A 24,642-nucleotide genomic window follows, 5' to 3' on the forward strand; every position below is an offset into this window, starting at 1 on the left:
CTTGATTTTTGACCAAAACTAGAGGCTTTTCATAAGAGAAAATATGACAATTGTTAGGTTTCTATTCCAATTCTGTCGAAATATGGTAAATGGCATCACCCTGATACACAATTGGTGCTTCGTTAACATTGATGATATATCCAGAATTTGGCGCTTTCATTTTGTGTTCTATTTTCCCATACGGATCTGAAATCGTAGCTAATAATTGGCCCTTGTTTACAAAACTTCCAATTTTGGTATATCCGTGAAACATTCCCGAATAACGGGCGCGAATCCAAGCCGATTTTTCAATGTAAATACTCTTGTTTTCTGGATGGAAAGCTTTTCTTCTGTTGTTGAGCATGTTTAGGTGCTCCAAAACGCGTTTAGCACCTTCAATGCCTTGTTGTGTGATTTCTTCGTTAATGTCAATCGATTTTCCGCCTTCAAACAAAAGCATTTTCACTCCTAGTTTATCACAAGAATTTCGAAACGATCCGGTGATGTTGTTGGAATATAAGGTGAAAGGAGCATGAAAAATTTCGGCGAGTTCTTTTAAATCAGTATTGTTAGGTGCAATTCTAATTTGTGCTGCATTAAAACGAGAGGCGCCACCAGCATGAAAATCGATGGCGTAATCTACATGAGGAATGATGTCTTTAAGTAGATGATAAGCAAAACGACTGGCCAGCGAACCGGTTTTGCTACCCGGAAATACACGATTTAAATCACGACCATCTGGAAATTCTCGTGTTTGATTAACAAAACCGAAAACATTAATAATAGGAATACAAATGATAGTTCCTGTTTTAGGTTTGTTTATTTTTTGAACAATTAACTGACGTACAATTTCTATTCCGTTTACTTCATCGCCATGAAGTCCGGCAGAAAATAAAACTGTGGGGCCAGGTTGTTTGGAACGCTCAACAATTATCGGAATTTTAAGTTTGGTCATGGTGTGGAGCTTGGCAATTTCCATATTGATGGTTTTGCTTTCTCCGGGTAAGATATCTTCTTTTAATAATCTTAAAACGTTATTTGGGTAGTTCATAGCAAGTTAAAACGCTAAAATAAGAATAATTATGAGTTGTAAATTATAAATTTTGAGTAGACTTCATTTGCGTTAATGGAATTTGTAACTTTGAAACTAGATAAGAACAATTCCACAAAATGTCGCTTTCTGCTTTAGAACTCCAAATACAAACCTTGCCCGATAATCCCGGTGTTTATCAATACTACGATAAAGACGGGAAAATCCTGTATGTGGGTAAAGCTAAAAATTTAAAAAAACGCGTTTCTTCCTATTTTAATAAAGTACACGACAATGCTAAAACCAATGTGCTGGTTAAAAAGATAGTAGCCATCAAACATATTGTTGTGCCTACCGAAACCGATGCGCTTTTGCTGGAAAACAATTTGATTAAAACATTGCAGCCAAGGTATAATGTTTTACTTCGAGACGACAAAACTTATCCGTGGATTTGTATTAAAAACGAACGTTTCCCCAGAATTTTTTCTACCCGAAAAATGATTAAAGACGGTTCGGAATATTTTGGTCCGTATACCAGTTTTAAAACCGTGCATACCATTCTGGATTTGGTAAAAGAATTATATCCGCTTCGAACCTGCAATTTCGATTTAAGCAAAACCAACATCGATAGCGGAAAATATAAGGTTTGCCTCGAATATCATATCGGTAATTGCAAAGGACCATGTGAAGGTTATGAAACCATAACGAATTACGAAAAACAGGTGCAGGCAATTCGCGAAATTCTTAAAGGAAATTTCAAGGAGAGTCTGAAAGAGTTTAAAAAACTTATGACCGATTTAGCGATGGATATGAAGTTTGAAGAAGCACAGAAAATCAAAGAAAAAATCGAAGTGCTCGAAAATTATCAGGCTAAATCAACGATTTTGAATCCGAAAATCACCAATATAGACGTGTTTTCTATTGTTTCTGATGAAAGCATGGCGTATGTCAATTTTCTTCAAATTTCACATGGAGCCATTGTGCGTTCGCATACCATGGAACTCAAAAAGAAACTTGAAGAAACCGATGAAGAGCTTTTAGAACTAGCTGTGGTGGAACTCCGAGAGCGTTTTCATTTGCTTTCTAAAGAAATTATTCTGCCTTTCGAACTCGATTTTGGCGATAAAATTAAAGTGACTGTCCCTAAATTAGGCGACAAAAAACAAATTCTTGATTTGTCGGAACGCAACGCCAAGTTCTACCGCATGGATCAGCTGAAACAAATAAAAATTGTAGATCCGGATAGACATACGAATCGTATCATGGCACAAATGCAAAAAGATTTGAGATTGTCGGTTGAGCCGCGTCATATTGAGTGTTTCGACAATTCGAACATTCAGGGAACCAATCCGGTTTCAGCTTGTGTGGTTTTTAAAGATGGAAAACCCAGTAAAAAGGATTACCGTCATTTCAACATCAAAACCGTAGAAGGGCCGAATGACTTTGCATCGATGGAAGAAGTGGTTTACAGAAGATATAAGCGACTGTTGGATGAAAACGAACCATTACCACAATTAATTATTATTGATGGAGGAAAAGGACAACTTTCATCTGCGTTAAAAAGTTTAGAAGATTTAGGACTACGAGGTAAAATAGCCATTATTGGAATTGCAAAACGACTGGAAGAATTGTACTATCCCGGAGACTCGGTACCGTTGTATCTGGACAAAAAATCGGAAACACTCAAAATCATTCAACATCTTAGAAACGAAGCGCACCGTTTCGGAATCACCTTCCATAGAGATAAGAGGAGTAAAGCGGCGATACAAACATCTATTGAAGCAATACCTGGTATTGGAGAAAAAACCATGATTTCGTTAATAAAACATTTTAAATCGGTTAAGCGATTGTCAAAAGCCACTGAAAAAGAAATTTCGGAGGTTGTCGGACTTTCAAAAGCCAAAAAAATTGTCGAATTTTACCAAAACAACAATTCAACTCAACCAGAATGAAAAAAAGCTATCTGATTATTTTTGCTTTTCTTTTTCTTTTTTCAGTTCAGGCTCAGGAAACTCCGAAGCCTAAAATTGGAGTTGTTTTGAGTGGTGGTGGCGCAAAAGGCTTGGCACATATTGGGGTTTTGAAAGTTCTGGAAGAGGCCGGGATTGAGGTTTCTTATATTGGAGGAACCAGTATGGGTGCAATTGTAGGCGGTTTGTATGCTTCTGGATATTCCGCTCGTGAGTTGGATTCGATATTCCGAGTGGTCGATTCTGATGCGCTTTTACAAGATTATATACCTCGTACTTCCAAAAATTTCTTCGAGAAGCGAAACGACGAAGTTTATGCAATCACACTCCCGTTTAATAATTTTCGCGTTGGCGTTCCAACAGCACTGTCTAAAGGATTATATAATTTTAATTTATTGAGTCGTTTAACGCATCATGTTCGTTACATACGAAACTTCGATGAACTTAAAATTCCTTTTGTTTGTATTGCTACAAATATTGAAACCGGTGAAGAAGTTGTATTGAAAAATGGCGTGTTGGCTCAATCTATTTTGGCTAGTGGCGCTTTTCCATCGTTGTATTCTCCAGTTGAAATTGATGGTAAATTATTAATCGATGGCGGGGTAACAAACAACTACCCTATTGAAGAAGTTAGAAAAATGGGGGCCGATATAATTATTGGGGTCGATGTGCAAGACGGTTTGAAAGACCGTGAACACATTGGAGGCGCTTCTGGGGTTTTGGTTCAGATAACCAACTTTGGAATGATTGAAAAAATGGAAGAGAAAAAAAGAGCTACAGATATTTATATCAAGCCCGATATTAAAGGTTTTTCTGTTATTTCATTCGATCAAGGTGCTGAAATTATTCGAAAAGGAGAAGAGGCAGCTTTTGCAGTGTATGAAGAGCTCGAAAAATATGGCGGACCTAAAAAAGTACATCAAAATAATTTAGGCGCGCTACCAACAGATGTGTTGCAAATTGCCGATGTGAAAGTTAATGAGCTTAAAAATTTTACACGACCTTATGTTTTAGGTAAACTGAAAATTAAAAGTTCTTCTAAAATAACCTACGAAAAACTTAATGCGGGGCTTGGAAATCTAAACGCTACACAAAATTTTAGTTCCATTTCTTATTCTTTTGAAAAAACGGCCGATAAAGATCGTTTGCAAATTCAATTACGAGAAAATCCAATAAACCGATATTTGAAGTTGGGAGTGCATTATGACGATTTGTTTAAAAGTGCAGCTTTGATAAATGTAACGCAAAAGAAGCTTTTCTTCAAAAACGACAACATTTCTTTCGATGCTATTTTAGGGGATAATATTCGATACAATCTTAACTATTATTACGACAATGGTTTTTATTGGAGTTTCGGATTTAACTCGCGCTATACTACATTTAATAAAAATATTGCTACCGATTTTAGTGATGGATTGCATCTGACGGAATTGAATATTAAATCCTTCAACGTTGACTATTCGGATTTTACCAATCAGGTTTTCGCACAAACTGTATTTGCGCAGAAATATTTGATAGGTGGAGGTGTGGAATACAAACAATTAAAAATTCAATCGGAAACACTTCAGAATACCAATCCAATTCTTGAAAATAGCGGTTATTTATCTGTTTTTGGGCATCTTAAGTTTGATTCAAAAGATAAAAATTATTTTCCCAAAAAAGGATTTCACTTCTTTGGGGATTTTAAATCCTTTCTTTATTCCACAGATTATAATGGTGGGTTTACACCTTTTTCTATTGCAAAGGCCGACATTCAATTTGTTCAGACTTTTTACAAGAAAGTTACTTTAAAGCTGCAATCAGAAGGTGGTTTTGCCTTGGGTGAACGTAGCGTGCCATTTCATGATTTTGTTTTGGGAGGCTATGGTTATGCCATGATTAATAATTTCCGTCATTTTTACGGTTACGACTTTTTAAGCGTTTCGGGTGATAGCTACGTTAAAGGAGAAATAGGTTTAGATTATGAATTTTACAAAAAAAATCATTTTAATATAGCGGCCAATTTTGCGAATATTGGAAATAATATTTTTGAATCAGACAATTGGATATCCAGACCAAAATATTCTGGATATGCTGTTGGCTATGGAATGGAAACTTTAATTGGTCCCTTAGAAATCAAACACAGTTGGTCTCCCGAAACGCACACACATTACACTTGGTTTAGTGTTGGATTCTGGTTTTAACACTAAAAAAAGTGCTTAAAAATCAATTTTCTGTTTTATTATGTCATTTTTTATGCGAATGTTTTTAAAAAAGTCTATTTTTGAAAACTTAAAATACCAAAACTATACTTATGTCTATTTGGAAAAGAAAACCTTTGAATTTGTTGCTTGAAGAAGCATCAGAGTCTGAGAAAGGATTAAAGAAAACATTGACCGCCCCAGGTTTAACAGCTTTGGGAGTTGGTGCAATCATCGGTGCTGGATTATTTTCTATTACCGGAATGGCTGCCGCAACTAATGCTGGGCCAGCAATTACAATTTCGTTTATAGTGGCTGCAATCGGTTGTGTTTTTGCCGGATTATGCTATGCTGAATTTTCTTCAATGATACCTGTTGCAGGAAGTGCCTATACTTATTCTTTTGCCACAATGGGAGAATTTGTTGCATGGATTATCGGTTGGGATTTGGTTTTAGAGTACGCAGTAGGTGCCGCAACGGTTTCTATAAGTTGGTCCCGATATCTTGGAAAATTCCTCAGTGGATATGGGATACACCTTGATGATGCCTATATGCTTTCTCCTTTTGAAGGTGGTGTTATTAATGTACCAGCCGTATTAATCGTTATGATTATGTCTTTGGTGTTAATACGAGGTACTAAAGAGTCTGCTTTTGTTAACGGAATCATTGTGTTGCTTAAAGTTACGGTTGTATTGGTGTTTATTGCTTTAGGATGGCAGTATATCCGACCAGAAAATTATACACCTTACATACCAGAAAATACAGGCGTGTTTGGAGAATTTGGTTTTAGTGGAATCATTCGTGCTGCTGCTATTGTTTTCTTTGCTTATATTGGTTTTGACGCTGTGTCAACAGCTGCTCAGGAAGCTAAAAACCCTAAAAGAGATATGCCAATTGGAATTCTTTTATCTCTAGGAATTTGTACCGTATTATATATATTGTTTGCTCATGTAATGACTGGGGTTGTAAACTACTCGGCGTTTGCTGGGGCAGATGGTATTGCTCCTGTTGCTATTGCAATTGATAATATGGGGCATGCTGATGCTTCAGGTATGATTACTCCAGCTTATCCTTGGTTGAATAAAGCGATTATTTTAGCGATTTTAGGAGGATATGCATCTGTAATTCTTGTAATGTTAATGGGACAGAGTCGTGTGTTTTTCTCGATGAGTAAAGATGGATTAATGCCTAAAGTGTTTTCTGAAATACACCCTAAATTTAGAACACCTGCAAAAAACAATTTATTATTCATGTTGATTGTAAGTTTGTTCGCTGCTTTTGTTCCTGCAAGAGTTGTTGGTGAAATGACCAGTATAGGAACGTTGTTCGCTTTTATTTTAGTGTGTTTGGGTGTGTTGGTAATGCGAAAAAAAATGCCTGAAGCACCAAGAGCTTTTAGAACACCTTTAGTTCCAATTGTGCCAATTCTTGGTATCTTGGTTTGTTTGTTTATGATGGTTTTCCTTCCGCTAGATACATGGATTCGTCTTATTGTTTGGATGATGATTGGATTCGACTTGTATATTTTCTACGGAATGAAAAACAGTATATTGAACAAAGGAGCTTTTGATGCTAAAAGCTATAAAGTAGTTTCTTTGTCTGGACTTGCAATGGTTGTTGGTTTACTGTGCGTTGCAGTTGTTCACCATTCAGATCCTGCAATTGACGATACGTTCTTGTATTATTTTTCATTATTGTTTTCTGCATTGCATGCAATTATTTATTTTGTAAGCTTCAAAAAAATAAGATAAGTACGTTATATAACAAAATCCCAAAAAAATGATTTTTTTGGGATTTTTTGTTTTGCGTAACTTTGAATTAAAATTCCGATATTTGTAGTAGTATGAATAAGCATTGGAAAGATTTATTAATACATTTAAAATTCCTCATCAAGAGAAATCCTGAATGAGCCGTTTTTATTTGGTATGAGCGAGTTTAAACATTTTAAACTTTTAAACAACGTTAAACTTTAAACAAATAAAAAATGCCATTTTATCATAAATTAGGAAAGATTCCTCATAAGCGTCATATACAATTCCGCAAAGAAAACGGTGATTTATATTACGAACAGTTGTTCGGAACTATTGGGTTCGACGGAATGTCTACCAACATGTATCACGAACACAGACCCACTCAGGTTAAAGAAATTCGTAAGCAATACAGTGTTGCGCCCAAAATTGCTAAAGCAAACAACATTCAATCGTATCGTTTACGCGGTTTTCAAGTAACGCCTCAAGACGATTATTTGGAAAGCCGTAAAATTGTTTTAACCAATTCGGATTGTCATATAGCTTTGGCGGCTCCTCGTAAATCAACTACCGACTATTTTTATAAAAATACCGATTCCGATGAAATGATTTTCATTCACAAAGGAACCGGAAAACTAAGAACCATGCTTGGGAACTTAGATTTTAAATATGGCGATTATTTGATTGTGCCTCGCGGTATGATTTATAAAATCGATTTTGATACCGAAGATAATCGTTTGTTCATTGTAGAATCTCATCGTCCAATTTATACGCCAAAGCGTTATCGAAATTGGTTCGGACAACTATTAGAACATTCGCCTTTCTGTGAGCGCGATATTCGTCAGCCACAAGAACTAGAAACTTACAACGAAAAAGGAGATTTCGTTATCAAGGTTAAAAAGAAAGACGAAATTTTTGAAATGGTCTATGCAACGCATCCGTTTGATGTTGTAGGATACGATGGTTTCAATTATCCGTATGCTTTATCCATTCATGATTTTGAACCGATAACCGGAAGAATCCACCAACCGCCTCCGGTACACCAAACTTTTGAAACCGATGCTTTTGTGGTGTGTTCATTTGTGCCTCGTTTATACGATTATCATCCAGAATCTATTCCTGCGCCATACAATCATAGTAATATTGATAGTGATGAGGTTTTATATTATGTCGATGGAGACTTTATGAGTCGTAACGATATTGAAGCAGGTCATATTTCGTTGCATCCGGCTGGAATTCCACACGGACCACACCCTGGAGCTACCGAAAGAAGTATTGGTAAGGTTGACACTCAAGAATTGGCTGTAATGGTGGATACGTTTAAACCTTTAATGGTTACGGAAGAAGCTATGAAAATTGCCGATGAGAAGTATTTTCAATCTTGGTTAGATTAAATAATAAACACAACTCAGACAAGTTATTTTGTCTTAAAAATATAATAATATCATGTCACAAGAAATAAAATCAGTAGAATACGGATTAGAAAAAATATTTGAAGGAGCACAAGATTTCCTTCCCTTACTAGGAACCGATTATGTTGAGTTTTACGTTGGTAATGCAAAACAAGCGGCTCATTTTTACAAAACAGCATTTGGCTTTCAATCGTTAGCGTACGCAGGATTAGAAACCGGAGTAAAAGACAGAGCGTCTTATGTGTTGAAGCAGGATAAAATCCGCTTGGTATTGACCACGGCTCTAAACAGTAATTCGCCAATTGGTGAACACGTAAAAAAACACGGAGACGGTGTTAAAGTAATTGCTCTTTGGGTAGAAGATGCACGTTCTGCATACGAAGAAACCACAAAAAGAGGTGCAAAATCATATTTTGAGCCAGTAGTTGAAAAAGATGAAAATGGTGAAGTAGTACGTGCCGGTATTTACGGCGCTTATGGAGAAACTGTTTTTATTTTTGTGGAGCGTAAAAACTATAACGGAATCTTTATGCCGGGATATAGCGAATGGAAATCGGATTACAATCCTGAACCAGTTGGGTTAAAATTCATTGACCACATGGTAGGGAATACCGGCTGGAACCGAATGAATGAAGCGGTAAAATGGTTTGAAGACGTAATGGGATTTGTGAATTTCCTTTCGTTCGATGACAAACAAATTACAACAGAGTATTCTGCCTTGATGTCAAAAGTAATGTCGAATGGTAACGGTAGAATTAAATTTCCTATCAATGAACCTGCAAACGGTAAAAAACGTTCTCAAATTGAAGAATATTTAGATTTCTATGAGGATGAAGGCGTACAGCATATTGCTGTAGCGACAGATGATATTATCAAAACGGTTGCAGATATGCGTTCTCGTGGTGTTGAATTTTTGAGCACGCCGCCTCAAGCATATTATGATGCGATTCCGGAGCGTTTAAAAGATCATATGTCAAAATTCAAAGAAGATATTGCTGAGCTTCAAAAATTAGGAATCATGATTGATGCTGACGAAGAGGGGTATTTGTTACAGATTTTTACCAAACCGGTAGAAGATAGACCGACACTTTTCTTCGAAATCATTCAAAGAATGGGTGCTCGTGGTTTTGGAGCGGGTAATTTTAAAGCACTTTTCGAATCAATCGAAAGAGAGCAAGAATTGAGAGGAACACTGTAAAAAGCAATTTTTATTGGATAAAACGCAAAAACAGCCTTTTAAAAAACTTAAATTTTGCTAAAAATGTGTTAAAGTTGATTTTTTGTTTGTAAATCTTCAAAAAGACAACGTACATTTGCACTCGCAAAAATGAGGTACTACCATATCTCATCTAGCGGTAAATTTTTCATAATTTATAGTTTTTTGGTTGGTTAATAGCATAAAAACTCAGTCATTATTTTGGCTGGGTTTTTTTGTTTCTTAATTTTGGAATGAAAATTGTATTAGTAGTTGTAAATACCAAAAGATTAGACCATGAAAAAGATTATATTTCCTTTATTGTTTCTTGGATTGCTCCTTTTTACAACTTCTTTTGCGATGCCTTCCAAGCAAGTGATAACTTTTGATACCGGAGAGTTTTTTAAGTTTAGAATTCATTACGGACTGGTTAATGCCGGTTACGCTACCCTAGAAATTAAAGAAGCGGTTCGCAACAATAAAAAAGTGCATCATGTTGTAGGTAAAGGTTATACCGTTGGTATGGCAAAGTTTTTCTTCAAAGTAGAAGATGATTACCAAAGTTATTTTGATAAAGAAACCGGTCAACCTTATCAGTTTGTTAGAAAAATTGATGAAGGAGGTTATACAAAAAATCAAGAAGGCTTTTTTAATCAAACAAAAAACACAGTTTTAGTTAAAGACTATAAAAATAATACCGAAAAAACGTTTGCAGTTACCGAAAATGTTCAGGATATTGTATCTTCGTTTTATTATCTGAGAAATCACCCTCAAATTGATAAAATGAAAAAGGGTGAATCGATTGTTATTGATATGTTTTTTGACGATGAAATTTACAAGTTCAAATTGAAATTTCTCGGAAATGAAGACATCAACACCAAATTTGGAACTGTTCCAGCAATGGTTTTTAGACCTTACGTGCAATCCGGAAGGGTTTTTAAAGAAGAGGAAAGTTTAACAGTTTGGATTTCAGATGATGAAAATAAAGTACCACTGCGTATTAAAGCTAGTTTAGCAGTTGGTTCTTTAAAAGCAGATTTAGAAGGTTTTAAAGGATTGCAAAATTCTTTTAAAGTTAAAGCAAAAGCAAAATAACACAATGGAAATCAAAACTGAGCTACAGGAAAAAATCACTCAGATTGAAAAAAAATACAAAGCAATCAATCAGAAAGCCGAAACGCATTTAGAAGGGCTTTTATGGTCGAAACCCATTACGTATTGGGATTATATCCAAACCGATGCGCTTTTGAATTTGCAAATTCAACGCACGACCCTGCCTGATGAAATGGTTTTTATCATGTACCATCAGGTAAATGAATTATTGTTTAAAATGATTCTTTGGGAGATGAATCAAGTGGCGCATTGCGAAAAACTTTCCACTACATTTTTTGCGGAACGCTTAATGCGCATCAGCCGTTATTTTGATATGCTAACAACCTCTTTCGATATTATGGGAGACGGTATGGAAGTTGAACAATACTTGAAATTCAGAAACACACTAACTCCTGCATCTGGTTTTCAAAGTGCGCAATATCGAATGATTGAATTTGCATCAACCGATTTAATTAACCTAATCGATAATCGTTTCAGAGCAACCATAGATCGTAACACTCCTTACGAACACGCTTTCGAACATTTATATTGGCAAGCTGCCGGAAAAGATTACCAAACAGGGGAGAAATCGTATTTACTGAAAGAATTTGAAAGTAAATATAAAAAAGAATTTTTGAGCTTAATGGAAGAATATAACACCATTAACTTATGGCGAAAATTCAAACAATTGCCGGAAGAAGACCAACAAAACCCAGAGTTAATTGCCGCAATGCGTCATTACGATAAAACGGTTAACATTACATGGGTAATGGGGCATTATAATGCTGCCGTTAAGTACATTGAAAGCGTTCCGGGTAATCATGAAGCAACCGGAGGAAGCGATTGGAAGAAATACATGCTTCCGAAATACCAAAAAAGAATATTTTTTCCCGAACTTTGGACTAAAGAAGAATTGGAGCACTGGGGAGAATAGAACAATAACCATTGAAAATTAACTGACTTGAAATACACCGCAATCATATTATTATCACTAATACTATTTGCTTGTAACAATAAAGAAGAAAAAAAGAACGCTAATAAACCGGAAGTAAAAAAAGAAAAAATCATTTATGAGTTTGGGTTTAAACTTAATGATTACAAAGTGGTTCACGATACCATTAAATCCGGAGACAGTTTTGGTAAAATTTTAGGAGATCAAGGCTTTAATGCTGCCGAAGTTCACGAAATCAACCAAAAAGTAAAAGATTCTTTCAATGTTCGCGACATTAGAATCGGAAAAGCATATACATTACTTCAAGATAAAACAGCGCCAAATAAACTAAAGGCATTTGTGTATCAACCCGATAGAATGAGCTATTACGTGGTTGATTTACACGATTCTATTCCTGTGGCTTATAAAAAAACACGCCCGGTTGTTATCAAACGAAGAACTATTGCTGCGGCAATAGACGGCTCGGTTTCATCAACCTTAAGCGAAGCAGGTGTGTCACCAGCATTAGCACCCGAACTTTCTAAAATATACGCTTGGTCAATCGACTTCTTTAAAATTCAAAAAGGAGATAAATTTGCAGTAACCATCAACGAAAAATATCTTGAAAACGGTGAATATCTTGGGGTTGAAAGTGTAGACGCTTCTTATTTTGAATACAAAGGAAAAAAAATATATGCTTTTCCTTACAAGCAAAATCCAGATACTAAACGATACGATTACTATGATGAAGAGGGTAAGGTGTTGAAAAATATGTTTTTAAAAGCACCACTAAAATTTGTGAACATTACCTCGCGTTTCACTAGAAGCAGATTCCATCCAGTTCAATTAAAATGGAAAGCGCATAACGGTACCGATTACGCCGCACCAACCGGAACTCCTATCATGACTACAGCTTCTGGTGTGGTGGAAAGAACAGGATACACTGGAGGTAACGGAAATTTTGTTAAAGTAAAACACAACGCAACATATTCAACACAGTACTTACACATGTCGAAAATTCTTGTCCGTCAAGGACAACGTGTCCAACAGGGCGATGTCATCGGTAGAGTAGGAAGTACAGGTTTAGCTACAGGACCACATGTTTGTTACCGTTTTTGGAAGAATGGAATTCAGGTCGATCCATTACGACAAAAATTACCTAATTCGGAGCCTATGAACCCAAAATACAAACAAAAGTATTTGGAGTATATTGCGCCTTTGAAGAAAGAATTGGACAGTGTATCATTAGCTAAATTTGGAGAATAATGGCGTTAGAAAATAGCAATCCAACCACTACGGAAGCATGGAAACTACTGCAAAAGCATTTTGCGGAAATGCAATCCGTTTCCATGAAAGAAATGTTCGCGAACGATCCAAAGCGAGCAGAAAAGTTTCATATTCAATGGAATGATTTCTTACTGGATTTCTCTAAAAACAGAATCAATCAAACCACATTAACGCTTTTGATCGAATTAGCAAATGAGCTTAATTTGAAAGCGGCTATTCAAAAGTATGTGTCTGGTGATTCTATTAATGTTACCGAAAACAGAGCCGTTTTACATACCGCATTGCGATCTTCTCAAGAAAGCATTGAAATACACAATGAAAATGTGATGTCAACTATTAAAGACACACAACAAAAAATAAAAGTATTTACTGAAAAAATTATTTCGGGTAGAGAAACCGGTTATACTGGAAAAAAAATAACCGATGTGGTTAATATTGGCATTGGAGGTTCTGATTTAGGACCGGATATGATGGTTGAAGCGCTACAGTTCTACAAAAACCATTTGAATATTCATTTCATATCGAATGTAGATGGAGATCATGTGCAAGAGGTTCTTAAAAAGCTAAATCCAGAAACCACGCTTTTCGTTATTGTTTCAAAAACTTTTACAACTCAGGAAACATTAACCAATGCTACAACAATAAAAAATTGGTTTTTAAAAACTGCAAATACTAAGGATGTAGCCAAACATTTTGTAGCAGTTTCCACTAATTTGGAAAAGGTTTCCGAATTTGGTATTGCTTCCGAAAATGTATTCCCAATGTGGGATTGGGTTGGCGGTCGATTTTCTTTGTGGAGCGCAGTCGGATTAACCATAGCACTTGCTGTTGGGTTTGATAATTTTACGGAGCTGCTTGAAGGTGCTAACAATATGGATGAGCATTTTACTACGGCTTCATTCGAAAAAAATATTCCTGTGGTTTTAGCTTTGCTCAGCATTTGGTACAATAATTTTTTTGGTGCCGAAACCGAAGCAATAATTCCGTATTCACAATATCTAAAAAAATTAGCTCCTTATTTGCAACAAGCAGTAATGGAAAGCAATGGTAAAAGTGTCGATAGAAACGGAGAAGAGATTCATTACCAAACCGGAAATATTATTTGGGGCGAACCTGGAACTAATTCGCAGCACGCTTTTTTTCAATTAATTCATCAAGGCACTAAATTAATTCCTGCAGATTTTATTGGTTTCAAAAAGTCGCTTCACGGAAATACAGAACATCACTTGAAACTAATGTCTAATTTTTTTGCTCAAACAGAAGCATTGCTAATGGGTAAAACAAAAGACGAAGTATTGCAAGAAGGTGGCTCAAATGGATTTTTAACGCCTTTTAAAGCCTTTTCTGGCAACAAACCCACAAATACTTTGCTAATCGAAAAACTATCGCCAAAATCGATGGGATCGCTTATTGCTATGTACGAACATAAAATATTTGTTCAGGGTGTCATCTGGAATATTTTCAGCTACGACCAGTTTGGAGTAGAATATGGAAAACAGTTGGCAAGTGTTATCTTAGATGAAATAGAAGCGAAAAAAGCTAAACCACACGACTCATCTACAGCATTTCTAATTCAAGAATTCTTGAAATAATTCTCGATTACATCATTTCGATTAGTTCTAAAGCGCGTTTTATCGATTTGACGTTTTCGAATGTCAACAACAAGCGTAAACCATTTTTGGTTTCTTTCTCTTTCATTTTGCAAAGAGTTCCATTTTGCTGTACAAATTTTAAAACCTTCATGAACTTCCCAGATTGGTAGTAATCCGATTGCTGATCGGAAACAAAATAACCAATCATTTTATGTTGTTTTAAAACTAATTTTTCAATTCCTAAATGCGTCGCTTTCCATTTAATTCGGATGCTATTTAATAAAGCTATAGCTTCTTTTGGAAGAGCTCCGAAACGGTCAATTAATTTTTGCTCGTATCGTTCTAGTTCCTCTTCGGTTTTAATTTGACTCAATTCGTTATACAAATTCAGACGTTCCGAAATGTTGTTAATATATTCATCCGGGAAGAGCAATTCGAAGTCGGTGTCAATTTGTAAATCTTTTACATATTCTTTGGTTTCGATGTCGTTATCCTCTGGATATAAGTCTTTGAATTCGTTTTCTTTTAATTCTTCAATGGCCTCGTTCATGATTTTTTGATAGGTTTCAAAGCCAATTTCATTGATAAAGCCGCTTTGTTCACCACCTAATAAATCACCAGCGCCACGAATTTCCAAATCTTTCATAGCGATATTAAAACCACTTCCTAATTCACTAAATTGCTCTAAAGCCTGAATTCGTTTTCGGGCTTCTTCCGTCATTGCAGAGTATGGCGGACAAATAAAATAACAAAAGGCTTTTTTATTACTTCTCCCCACACGTCCACGCATCTGGTGTAAATCGGACAATCCGAAATTATTAGCGTTATTGATAAAGATTGTATTCGCATTCGGAACATCCAACCCGCTTTCAATTATTGTGGTGGCAACTAAAACATCAAATTCGCCATCCATGAAAGCCAACATTAGTTCTTCTAGTTTTTTACCTTCCATTTGACCATGCCCAACACCAACCTTGGCGCCAGGAACTAATCGCTGTATCATTCCGGCAATTTCTTTGATGTTTTCAATACGATTGTTGATGAAATACACTTGTCCGCCTCGTTCAATTTCATACGAAATGGCGTCTCGAATCACTTCTTCATTAAACCCAACAACTTGACTTTCTATTGGGTATCGATTCGGTGGTGGTGTGGTGATTACCGACAAATCGCGAGCAGCCATTAGCGAAAACTGTAAGGTTCTTGGGATAGGCGTCGCCGTTAGTGTAAGAGTGTCTACATTATGTGCGATCGTTTTTAGTTTGTCTTTTACATTTACACCAAACTTTTGTTCTTCGTCTACAATTAACAGGCCTAAATCTTTAAACACAACATTTTTATTGACTAATTGATGTGTTCCGATAAGGATATCGAGTTTCCCCGATTCTAAGTCTTTTAAAATTTCTGTTTTTTGTTTTGCGGTTCGAAAGCGATTAACATAGTTCACATTAACCGGCATATCTTTTAAACGCTCGCGAAAGGTTTTATAATGTTGGAAAGCCAAAATAGTTGTAGGGACTAAAATAGCCACTTGTTTCCCGTTGTCTACTGCTTTGAAAGCGGCACGAATGGCTACTTCTGTTTTTCCGAAACCAACATCACCACAAACCAATCGGTCCATTGGACGATCGTTTTCCATGTCGGCTTTTACTTCTTGTGTAGCTTTTAATTGGTCCGGTGTGTCTTCATAGATAAAAGACGATTCTAATTCGGCTTGTAAATAACTGTCGGGTGCAAACGCAAAACCTTTATCTAGCCTGCGTTTCGCATACAATTGAATTAAGTTGAAAGCAATGTGTTTTACACGCGCTTTTGTTTTTTGTTTTAAAGCTTTCCAGGCATTGGAGCCCAATTTGTAAATTTTTGGAGGCGCTCCGTCTTTTCCGTTGTATTTCGATATTTTATGTAAGGAATGTATGCTAACATAAACGATGTCGTTGTCGGCATATACTAACTTTATAGCTTCTTGTGTTTTGCCTTCTACCTGGATTTTTTGTAAACCTCCAAATTTTCCAATACCATGATCAATGTGAGTGACATAATCGCCTACCGAAAGTGTGTTAAGCTCTTTTAAAGTAATGGTTTGCTTTTTTGAATAGCCATTTTTGATATTGAACTTGTGATAACGTTCAAAAATTTGATGATCGGTATAACAAGCAATCTGACTTTCTTCATCAATAAACCCTTGAAAGAGTGGAAAAACCGTGGTGTGGTATTGCTTTCGAATGTTTTCGTGATTGGCTTCATCAATACTTTCAAAAATATCATGAAAACGTTTCGCCTGACCGTCATTGGCGCAGAATAAATAATTTTTAATACCGTGAAAATGATTTTCGTTCAGGTTGTTTAACAACAAATCGAATTGTTTATTGAACGATGGCTGTGGTTGAATATGGAATTCAAAACTCTTTTCGGTTTTAAAAACAGCTTGTGAAGCTAATTCGACCAAGGTGAAATCCAATGCTTTTTTTAGAAACGATTGCTGATTTAAAAACATGGCTTCGGGTGAAGCGTGTTGTATTTCTTTGGATAATTTATCGAAGGCTTCTGTTGCTTTATTGAAAAGTTTATCCAACAGGTTGGTTAACAACTCGGTATTCTGAATAAAAATTACGGTTTGCGGATTGATATAATCCAAAAAGCTTTCTCGGTTTTCTTTTAGAAATTTATTTTCAACATTGGGAATGATGGCAATTTTTTTTTGCTTTTCCAGTGAAAGTTGTGTTTCTACATCAAAAGTTCGTATGGAATCGACTTCATTACCAAAAAATTCAATTCGGTATGGATTGTCGTTGGAAAATGAAAAAACATCAATAATACCGCCACGCACTGAAAATTCGCCAGGTTCCGAAACAAAATCCACACGTTTAAAGTTGTATTCGAAAAGAACTTCGTTGATGAAATCGATAGAAATGGAGTCGCCAACCGCTACTTTCAACGTGTTTTTGTCTAATTCTTTTCGTGTGACTACTTTTTCAAACAGCGCATCGGGATAACTAACAATAATTGCAGGCTTTTTTCTGGAATTAATTCGGTTTAAAACTTCGGCACGTAATAAAACATTAGCGTTGTCGGTCTCTTCAATTTGATAGGGACGACGGTATGAACCCGGATAAAACAATACATCTTGATCGTTTATCAGATTTTCTAAATCGTTTAAGTAATAGGCGGCTTCTTCTTTGTCTTGAAACAAAACTAAAAAAGGGAGCTCTGTTTTTTGAAAAAGTGCTTCTAAAACAAATGATAACGACGATCCAATCAATCCTTTCATTTGGATTTTGGACTCTCTTTTTTTAAGGTGTTCGGCTATGGTTGTAATTTTAGCCGATTGGTTGTAATTATGTTGTATTTCGTTTTTCAAAAGTTCTCTACTGCAGGTTTATTCTTTTAACTCTAAAGGCTCATTCGCTTGTCTTCTTGCATGTCTAACAGTGTCTAAGGCTTGTAGCATGATGGCTTCGCCTTCTTCTTTAGGGATTTCACTTTTAACAATAATCTCATTCATTTGATTTTGTACCGAAATCACCTCGCTAGATATTTCATGAATTAGCGTAATTACTTTTTCCGTTTGTATGTATTCTAAATTCATGTAGGTTTCTAACGATTTTAATTTTGTGTTTAAAGTCGAAATTCTACTTTTTACAGCCGGTTTGTTGAATAGGTTCGGGATATTCACTTCTAAATCCTGTCCTTTTAAGGTTAGGTTTTTAGATTTTACTCGGAATGCATTCAACGTGTTTTTAGGTTTTTGTTTTAATTCCTGATTGAAAACACGCCATTCATTCCAGCCTTGAAGTTTAGATTGCACCTTTGGGCTAGTAGCTGGAACATTGAAAACCCAGTTTTTATTGATAATCGCAAAAACCGAATCGTTATGCTTTGCGGCTCTATCGCTATCCGCTATGCGCTCATCTTTATTATTGCAGCTTATAAAAGCTAAAGAAACCAGTAGAACAAATGAAATAATCTTTTTCATGATTTTTAATTGGTAAAGCAAATGTACAAATGTTCTGTTAATCTCCTTTTTTTGATAGGAATATGTTAACTAAAATTCGATTTTTTGTGAATTGCTTTTTTTCAGGATTTTTCCAATTCTACTTTTTAGCCAAAAGATTATCTTTGTAGAGAACAAATCAACCAAAATGAGTACTAAAATATTAATCATTGGCGCCTGTGGGCAAATTGGAACCGAATTAACCGCTCAACTTAGAGCTACTTACGGAACCGAAAATGTAATTGCTTCGGATATTCGAAAATTAGAAAACGATGTAGTTCGAAATGGAATTTTTGAAGTGGTTAATGCGCTTGATTACAATCAGATTGAGCATTTGGTTGAGAAATATCAAATAACTGATGTGTATTTAATGGCTGCATTGCTTTCGGCTACAGCTGAAAAAAATCCAGCTTTTGCGTGGGATTTAAATATGAATTCACTTTTCCATGTATTGAATTTGGCCAAAGCAGGTAAGATTAAAAAAATATTTTGGCCTTCAAGTATTGCTGTTTTTGGTCCAACTACACCTCGAAACAATACACCGCAATACACCGTTATGGAACCTTCTACGGTTTATGGAATTTCGAAACAATCTGGAGAACGTTGGTGCGAATATTACAACAAACAATATGGTGTTGATGTAAGAAGTATTCGTTATCCTGGACTTATATCTTGGACTACGCCACCGGGTGGAGGAACCACAGATTACGCGGTTGATATTTATTACAAAGCTTTATCGGATAAAAAATACACTTGTTTTCTTTCGGAAAACACGGCTTTACCTATGATGTATATGGATGATGCCATAAAAGCAACAATTAGCATCATGCAGGCACCTGTAGAAAAAATTAAAGTGCGTTCTTCATACAATTTGTCGGCTATAAGTTTTACGCCTAACGAAATTGCAGCCGAAATTCGTAAACATATTCCAGATTTCACAATCAGTTATGAGCCTGATTTTCGCCAAGCAATTGCCGATTCATGGCCAGCAAGTATTGATGATACAGTAGCTAGAAATGATTGGGGTTGGAAACATGATTTTGATATGGAACGAATGACATCGGTAATGTTGGAAAATCTTGCTAAAAAATAAAAAAAGCCGCAGTGTATACTGCGGCTTTTTTGTTATCCCTGAACAATAGTACTTCTAAGTGATTCTAAAACGGCTACGACTTCATTGATGATCTCTGTGTCCGTTACTCCGTTTAAACCGGCGGCTGTTCCTACATAGCCAATAAACTTATCAAAATCGGCATTAGAAACGGTTGTTCCCATTCGCGAGTTTAACATTGGATTGTGGGCTGTTGCCATACTTAAGCCTGAATACGTATTTGTGGCACCACCTCCGGTATTAGCCGAAAAGAAATCGGTTAAATTCATGCTTAATTCGGCAACATTGGTAGTGTTTCCAGAGCTTACTTCACTAACTAGCGGCGCAAAATGAGCGCCAAAGTTGCCTTCAGAACCCGCCACAATATCTGCAACAATTAAAGTAATTGTACTATCAACAACAGAGCGATAGCTTAAACGACCTTGTTCGATCATTACATCAGGATTGTTAGGGTCACTTACAAGAGTAGTACCTCCTAATTTTTGATACAATGATTTTTGTACAGGCATAGCCGAATCGTCATTGTCGTTGCATGAAATCAAGACAAAACTTCCAGTAAATGCCATAAAAAGGGCAATTTTAAAAAAGGTTTTCATAGTATTTGGATTTATTGATTAATTAAAAAGATGTTGTATGCCACGAGAAAACTTATAGCTAAAACTATTGGTATTCATTACTGGACACACTTTTTTGTTTGCCAAATCTTGAGAAATGGTAAATTGTTTGGCTTTGTAGTTTCCTTTAGCCATTAATTGATTGTAGATGCTTTCTGCAGAGGCTATTCGGTTATCATGAAAGAAAACCAAAACACCAGTTTCAGGATTTAATCGGTCGGTTTTGACTCCAGGAATGCTTTTTAGGTTGCGATGTATTTCTTTCGCTTTTAGTGAATCTATGGTTTCTTTAAAGTCGATTCTACTAATTTGTAATGTGGCATTGTCACAAGTTACTGGTTTTGCTGTGGCTATGTGTATAATCAATACCACAAAAAGCAAGACGACAATTCCAGTCGTGCTGCCTATAATCCATTTTAAAGTACGAGGTATCTTCATGGCCTTTCTTTTTTGTTGTTACGTTTATGTACGTAAAAAAAGAAAGGTTGGTTTTCTTTAATTGAAAAAAGAATTGAAATGTTGTTTTTAAAGCAAGTTTGTTTTGAATTAATGTTTTAATTTTTGAATCAAAACATCTTCAATAGGTGCCTTAATTTTTATTATATCGTTGGTGTTGTCGTTAGGAATTGTCATCGAAAGCACGTAGTGTTTTATTTTCCATCCATCCTTTTCTTTGATTAAGATGCCTGAACCACGACAAATTTTCATTTGAGTATCCAGCAATTCATCAAACCAAGCTGTTTTACCATCTTTTGAGAAATAAATATTGCGCTCTAGAGCTGTAAAATTCCAAGCTCTACCACGATCAAAAAAAGGTTTGGCGAAATCTTGAAATTGTTTTTTGTTCCAATTTTCCGTTGCATCGGTACCAATAAAAATCGATTCGTCTGAAAGGACAGCAAAATAATTTTCAAAATTAGCCTCTGCAGCAGCTTTATGCCAATTGTTCAAAATCAAATTAACGGTCATTTTTTCTGTTTGTTCATTTTTAAGGCTCGGCTTACATGAAACCAGCGCTAAAACAATAAAGGCGATGAATACTTTTTTCATTATTTTATTGATGAATAATCACGGTTTTACAATTAACAAATTCTTTAATGCCTTCTTCGGATAACTCACGGCCGTATCCCGATTTTTTAATACCACCGAAAGGCATTCTTGGGTCGGATTTTACCATTTCGTTGATGAAAACAGCTCCTTCGTTAAAGCTACTGATTTTACTTTTGATTAGATTGATGTTTTCTGAAAAAACAGATACACCTAACCCAAAATTGGATGTGTTACTTATAGATATAGCTTCTTCGAGGGTTTTAAATGACATACAAGCGGCTAGAGGTCCAAAGGTTTCTTCTTTAAAAACAGGCATTTCGGTATGGCAATCTATTAATATGGTAGGTTCGAAAAAAGCATCGGTTCTTTTTCCACCTAAAGCAATTTTAGCGCCCATCGCTACCGAATTATTCATTTGATTTTCTAATTCTATGGCCAAATCCATTCTTGCCATTGGGCCGATTTGAGTTTCAGATAATAATGGGTCACCACAAATCAAATTTCCTACAGCAATTTTGAACGTATCTATAAACACATCGTAAACGGATTCGTGAATTAGAAAACGTTTGGCAGCAATACAGCTTTGTCCGGCATTTTGCATTCTGGCATTAACGGCAATCGCAACAGCTTTGTCTATATTGGCATCTTCACATACGATGAAAGCATTACTTCCCCCTAGTTCTAATACCGTTTTTTTTAGGTTTTCACCTGCAATTTTTGCAACGGCACTTCCGGCAGCTTCACTTCCTGTTAGCGAAATGCCTTTGATTTCATCATGGGCAATAATTTCAGCAATCTTGTCGCTTGAAACGGCTAAATTTTGATAAATACCAATTGGAAAATTGCTTTCTAAAAATAGGCTTTCGAGTAATTCGGCCGATTTAGGAACATTACTCGCATGTTTAAGCACAATCGTATTTCCGGCTAAAATTGAAGGAATAGCAAAACGAAATACTTGCCAAAATGGAAAATTCCAAGGCATAACGCCTAATAAAACACCAAGAGGCTCGTAAGTGATGTAGCTTTCAAAAGCTTCAGTTTTTATGGTTTTAGCTGTCAAAAACTGGAAAGCATTGGCGCAATAATAATTGCATAAAAGTGCACATTTGTCAACTTCTGCTAACGATTGTGTAATGGGTTTTCCCATTTCGGTAGTAATGCAAGTAGCATACTGTAACCTGTTTTGTGAAAGTGTATTTTGAAGTTGTCGAACATACTCAATTCGTTCATGTACTGGAAGTTCTTTCCAATATATGAAAGCTTCTTGAGCAGTATTAATTTTGGTTTGCATGTGCTTGAAATTCTAGTAGTAAAGTTAGTGTTTTTTAAGAAAAACAGTATACCGCTTTTCAAGCTTGCTTCAGTTTTATGATATTTTAGAAACCATTACTTTTTTGAACAAGTGTTAATTCCTAAAATAGGATACAACGGACAAAAGCTTATCAAACTGGTTAGTACAAATATTGCTGAAAAAGCCAGCATGACATAAGCTAATGTTCCGGTTACTACATCAGTACCAACTAAAACAACCATAATTAACGCTAAAACCACACGTATGGTTCGGTCAAGATTTCCCATGTTTTTTTTCATAGCTCATATTAATTGTATTGATTAATAATTGAAATAAGATCGTTTTTAGAAAGCAAGCCGGATTGCCGCCAAACTTGTTGTCCGTTTTTGAATAATAACATAGTGGGTACACTACGAACTTGAAATTGTGCTGCAACTGAAGGGTTCTTATCAACGTCTATTTTTATGACAGAAACGTTGTCGCCAAGTTCGTCTTTTACTTGTTTTAAAACAGGGGTTAAGGTTTGACAAGGTCCGCACCATGTTGCAAAGAAATCGACTAAAACCGGTTGTTCTTTATTGATGATTTCAGAAAATGTGCTCATAATATTATTTTTTTGAATTAGGAATAGAACAACCTTTTGGTCCGCAACCGAAATTAAAAATGGCTTGGGCTAAAAAAAATCCGGCAAAAATCCAAAAAAACCATTGGTCGCTTTCGACTGCCTGATAGCCAGAAAAAATGGCTAATGCTAATCTGAAATAGCGCATAAAATGCCAGTTGCTAATACTATTTTTCATATATTTTTATAATGAGTAAAGGTATGAAATTGATAAAAAGCAAGGTGTAACTTTAGTTACAAATTCGAGATAGCACAGTTGTTATTTAGTTAAGTTTTGGATTGCGATTGGCTATAATGTCTTAAAACAAATGTTATTACACATCTTCCGTCGTTTAGGCAACTTTGTACTATGTTCTCAACGTACATTCCTTTTTCGAAATATGTGTCAAGTTCTGGATAAGTATTTATTATGGCATGTTTTTTTTTCATGTCTTCAGGGATACTTGTAAAAACGGTTATAATTTCTTGTTGTTTCATTTTGCTTTTTTTAAAGAATTTATCGGTTTTAGTTTTGTCAGCTTACAAGTTTGAAGTTGAAAAAAACTCCATAAATGTTTTCTATTGAATTAAGGTATAATGTTTTAAAGTCTTTGATTACTTAAAGGTACATCTATTTTTGCAATTTCATAGGCTTAAAACACTTTAAATAATTAATAATCAATCATTTGTGTTGATTATCTTTAAAAATGACTTACCTTTATGAGAGAGTTTTAATAACTTACAATTACTTCATTCGATAATCACTTCCTTATATTATTTAGCTGAAAGTTTTTTGAAAGTAAAGAGGAATACATTGGTAGAGTCCAAGGCCAATTCAGAATTTTTTAAAGAACAGTTAAATGCATATCATGAAAACTTTTTTTAATAGTATAGCAGTAATGTTTGTAGTACTGTGGGCGGTTAAATTTTTCTCCGACAACACTAAGCCTTTGATACATTTAATGTTGATTCCAATTGCGACACTAATACTTTATGATTTTATAGAAGTCGTTAGGCTTTCAAATAAAATATAATTATTAGAAACAGAGATTATAGCATAAGGTTTAATTAATAATTTCAGAAATCATATAAAATGATGACATTATACAACATATTGTCCAATAAAATTTTTTCTGTAACAGAAAAAATTCAACGGTACTTTCCTTGGCTTTATGACCATTTGAACGAAACGCCAGATTCGTTTGAAATAAGCAAAAGCAATGTGGTCACCAATACAGAATTGATTAGTTATTTGGCGGCATTAGTTTCTCAAATGAAAAATTATAAATCATCTAGAAATAGATATCAAAATATACCAAAAAAAATATGAAAAATTTATACGATACGTCTGAATCTCTGAATGAGAATTGGGGTGAACAAAAGGAAAAGTTATTGGAAAGATATTCAGTTTTATGTGAAACTGATTTGCTTTATATTGATGGCAAAAAAGAAGATATGCTTGATAAAGTGAGAAAGATATTAAGTATCACAAAAGAAGAATTGGCATTTATGCTTTCAAGATTTTGATAATAATCATATCAAAACTAAAAAAGCATCAGTATTAC

General features: G+C 35.3%; 23 protein-coding genes. 12 read left to right on the plus strand and 11 right to left on the minus strand.

Going from position 1 to position 24,642, the window contains the following annotated elements; translation table 11 throughout:
- Positions 1 to 61: 61 nt before the first annotated feature.
- A complete protein-coding gene (locus ACZ1JT_RS06320) occupies positions 62 to 1,030 on the minus strand; it encodes a succinylglutamate desuccinylase/aspartoacylase family protein (RefSeq protein ID WP_465092998.1) in 969 nt (322 codons plus the stop codon).
- 119 nt (positions 1,031 to 1,149) lie between these two features.
- Here ACZ1JT_RS06320 and uvrC point away from each other — a divergent pair, with 119 nt between their 5' ends.
- The 9 genes from uvrC (at position 1,150) to pgi (ending at position 14,416) form a co-directional block, all read left to right on the plus strand.
- Positions 1,150 to 2,961: an excinuclease ABC subunit UvrC gene (uvrC, locus tag ACZ1JT_RS06325; protein ID WP_465092999.1), complete on the plus strand. Its 1,812-nt coding sequence runs from the start codon at positions 1,150 to 1,152 to the stop codon at positions 2,959 to 2,961.
- On the plus strand, positions 2,958 to 5,162 hold the full coding sequence (locus ACZ1JT_RS06330) for a patatin-like phospholipase family protein (protein ID WP_465093000.1): 2,205 nt from the start codon (positions 2,958 to 2,960) through the stop codon (positions 5,160 to 5,162). The genes uvrC and ACZ1JT_RS06330 overlap by 4 nt, the downstream gene beginning before the upstream one ends.
- Positions 5,163 to 5,272: 110 nt before the next feature.
- The gene (locus ACZ1JT_RS06335; protein ID WP_465093001.1) at positions 5,273 to 6,910 is read left to right on the plus strand and encodes an amino acid permease; all 1,638 of its coding nucleotides are present in this window, start codon (positions 5,273 to 5,275) and stop codon (positions 6,908 to 6,910) included.
- Between the two features lie 233 nt (positions 6,911 to 7,143).
- The gene (locus tag ACZ1JT_RS06340; protein ID WP_465093002.1) at positions 7,144 to 8,301 is read left to right on the plus strand and encodes a homogentisate 1,2-dioxygenase; all 1,158 of its coding nucleotides are present in this window, start codon (positions 7,144 to 7,146) and stop codon (positions 8,299 to 8,301) included.
- A gap of 52 nt (positions 8,302 to 8,353) precedes the next feature.
- Positions 8,354 to 9,517 (plus strand): 4-hydroxyphenylpyruvate dioxygenase, encoded by a 1,164-nt coding sequence (gene hppD / locus ACZ1JT_RS06345; protein ID WP_465093003.1) that lies wholly within the window; start codon positions 8,354 to 8,356, stop codon positions 9,515 to 9,517.
- 294 nt (positions 9,518 to 9,811) lie between these two features.
- Positions 9,812 to 10,609, plus strand: coding sequence for a DUF3108 domain-containing protein (locus tag ACZ1JT_RS06350; RefSeq protein ID WP_465093004.1), 798 nt, complete (start codon positions 9,812 to 9,814; stop codon positions 10,607 to 10,609).
- A gap of 4 nt (positions 10,610 to 10,613) precedes the next feature.
- On the plus strand, positions 10,614 to 11,540 hold the full coding sequence (locus tag ACZ1JT_RS06355; protein ID WP_465093005.1) for a tryptophan 2,3-dioxygenase family protein: 927 nt from the start codon (positions 10,614 to 10,616) through the stop codon (positions 11,538 to 11,540).
- Between the two features lie 27 nt (positions 11,541 to 11,567).
- Positions 11,568 to 12,803: a peptidoglycan DD-metalloendopeptidase family protein gene (locus ACZ1JT_RS06360; protein ID WP_465093006.1), complete on the plus strand. Its 1,236-nt coding sequence runs from the start codon at positions 11,568 to 11,570 to the stop codon at positions 12,801 to 12,803.
- Entirely contained in the window at positions 12,803 to 14,416 is a 1,614-nt protein-coding gene (gene pgi / locus ACZ1JT_RS06365; RefSeq protein ID WP_465093007.1) for a glucose-6-phosphate isomerase, read from the plus strand. Before ACZ1JT_RS06360 ends, pgi begins: the two co-directional genes overlap by 1 nt.
- A gap of 7 nt (positions 14,417 to 14,423) precedes the next feature.
- Here pgi and mfd read toward each other — a convergent pair whose 3' ends face one another.
- Positions 14,424 to 17,687, minus strand: coding sequence for a transcription-repair coupling factor (mfd, locus tag ACZ1JT_RS06370; protein ID WP_465095278.1), 3,264 nt, complete (start codon positions 17,685 to 17,687; stop codon positions 14,424 to 14,426).
- Between the two features lie 108 nt (positions 17,688 to 17,795).
- Positions 17,796 to 18,392 carry a hypothetical protein gene (locus ACZ1JT_RS06375; RefSeq protein WP_465093008.1) on the minus strand — a complete coding sequence of 199 codons (597 nt, stop codon included), beginning with the start codon at positions 18,390 to 18,392 and terminating at the stop codon, positions 17,796 to 17,798.
- Between the two features lie 166 nt (positions 18,393 to 18,558).
- Here ACZ1JT_RS06375 and ACZ1JT_RS06380 point away from each other — a divergent pair, with 166 nt between their 5' ends.
- Positions 18,559 to 19,503: an L-threonine 3-dehydrogenase gene (locus ACZ1JT_RS06380; RefSeq protein WP_465093009.1), complete on the plus strand. Its 945-nt coding sequence runs from the start codon at positions 18,559 to 18,561 to the stop codon at positions 19,501 to 19,503.
- A gap of 32 nt (positions 19,504 to 19,535) precedes the next feature.
- Here ACZ1JT_RS06380 and ACZ1JT_RS06385 read toward each other — a convergent pair whose 3' ends face one another.
- The 8 genes from ACZ1JT_RS06385 to ACZ1JT_RS06420 form a co-directional block, all read right to left on the minus strand.
- The gene (locus tag ACZ1JT_RS06385) at positions 19,536 to 20,117 is read right to left on the minus strand and encodes a globin family protein (protein ID WP_465093010.1); all 582 of its coding nucleotides are present in this window, start codon (positions 20,115 to 20,117) and stop codon (positions 19,536 to 19,538) included.
- Between the two features lie 18 nt (positions 20,118 to 20,135).
- Positions 20,136 to 20,573, minus strand: a complete 438-nt coding sequence (locus ACZ1JT_RS06390) for a hypothetical protein (protein ID WP_465093011.1) — start codon at positions 20,571 to 20,573, stop codon at positions 20,136 to 20,138.
- Between the two features lie 108 nt (positions 20,574 to 20,681).
- Positions 20,682 to 21,185, minus strand: a complete 504-nt coding sequence (locus tag ACZ1JT_RS06395) for a nuclear transport factor 2 family protein (RefSeq protein ID WP_465093012.1) — start codon at positions 21,183 to 21,185, stop codon at positions 20,682 to 20,684.
- A 4-nt stretch (positions 21,186 to 21,189) separates the two neighbouring features.
- The gene (locus ACZ1JT_RS06400; RefSeq protein ID WP_465093013.1) at positions 21,190 to 22,476 is read right to left on the minus strand and encodes an NAD-dependent succinate-semialdehyde dehydrogenase; all 1,287 of its coding nucleotides are present in this window, start codon (positions 22,474 to 22,476) and stop codon (positions 21,190 to 21,192) included.
- 95 nt (positions 22,477 to 22,571) lie between these two features.
- Positions 22,572 to 22,775 carry a YgaP family membrane protein gene (locus tag ACZ1JT_RS06405; RefSeq protein ID WP_465093014.1) on the minus strand — a complete coding sequence of 68 codons (204 nt, stop codon included), beginning with the start codon at positions 22,773 to 22,775 and terminating at the stop codon, positions 22,572 to 22,574.
- An 8-nt stretch (positions 22,776 to 22,783) separates the two neighbouring features.
- On the minus strand, positions 22,784 to 23,080 hold the full coding sequence (gene trxA / locus ACZ1JT_RS06410; RefSeq protein WP_465093015.1) for a thioredoxin: 297 nt from the start codon (positions 23,078 to 23,080) through the stop codon (positions 22,784 to 22,786).
- 4 nt (positions 23,081 to 23,084) lie between these two features.
- The gene (locus tag ACZ1JT_RS06415; RefSeq protein WP_465093016.1) at positions 23,085 to 23,276 is read right to left on the minus strand and encodes a hypothetical protein; all 192 of its coding nucleotides are present in this window, start codon (positions 23,274 to 23,276) and stop codon (positions 23,085 to 23,087) included.
- Between the two features lie 89 nt (positions 23,277 to 23,365).
- Positions 23,366 to 23,575: a hypothetical protein gene (locus ACZ1JT_RS06420; protein WP_465093017.1), complete on the minus strand. Its 210-nt coding sequence runs from the start codon at positions 23,573 to 23,575 to the stop codon at positions 23,366 to 23,368.
- A gap of 371 nt (positions 23,576 to 23,946) precedes the next feature.
- Here ACZ1JT_RS06420 and ACZ1JT_RS06425 point away from each other — a divergent pair, with 371 nt between their 5' ends.
- Both ACZ1JT_RS06425 and ACZ1JT_RS06430 read left to right on the plus strand, forming a co-directional pair.
- Positions 23,947 to 24,111, plus strand: a complete 165-nt coding sequence (locus ACZ1JT_RS06425; RefSeq protein ID WP_465093018.1) for a DUF5670 family protein — start codon at positions 23,947 to 23,949, stop codon at positions 24,109 to 24,111.
- Positions 24,112 to 24,403: 292 nt separating this feature from the next.
- Positions 24,404 to 24,604, plus strand: coding sequence for a hypothetical protein (locus ACZ1JT_RS06430; protein WP_465093019.1), 201 nt, complete (start codon positions 24,404 to 24,406; stop codon positions 24,602 to 24,604).
- Positions 24,605 to 24,642 lie beyond the last annotated feature (38 nt).

Source organism: Flavobacterium sp. IC2-16 (assembly GCF_055521455.1).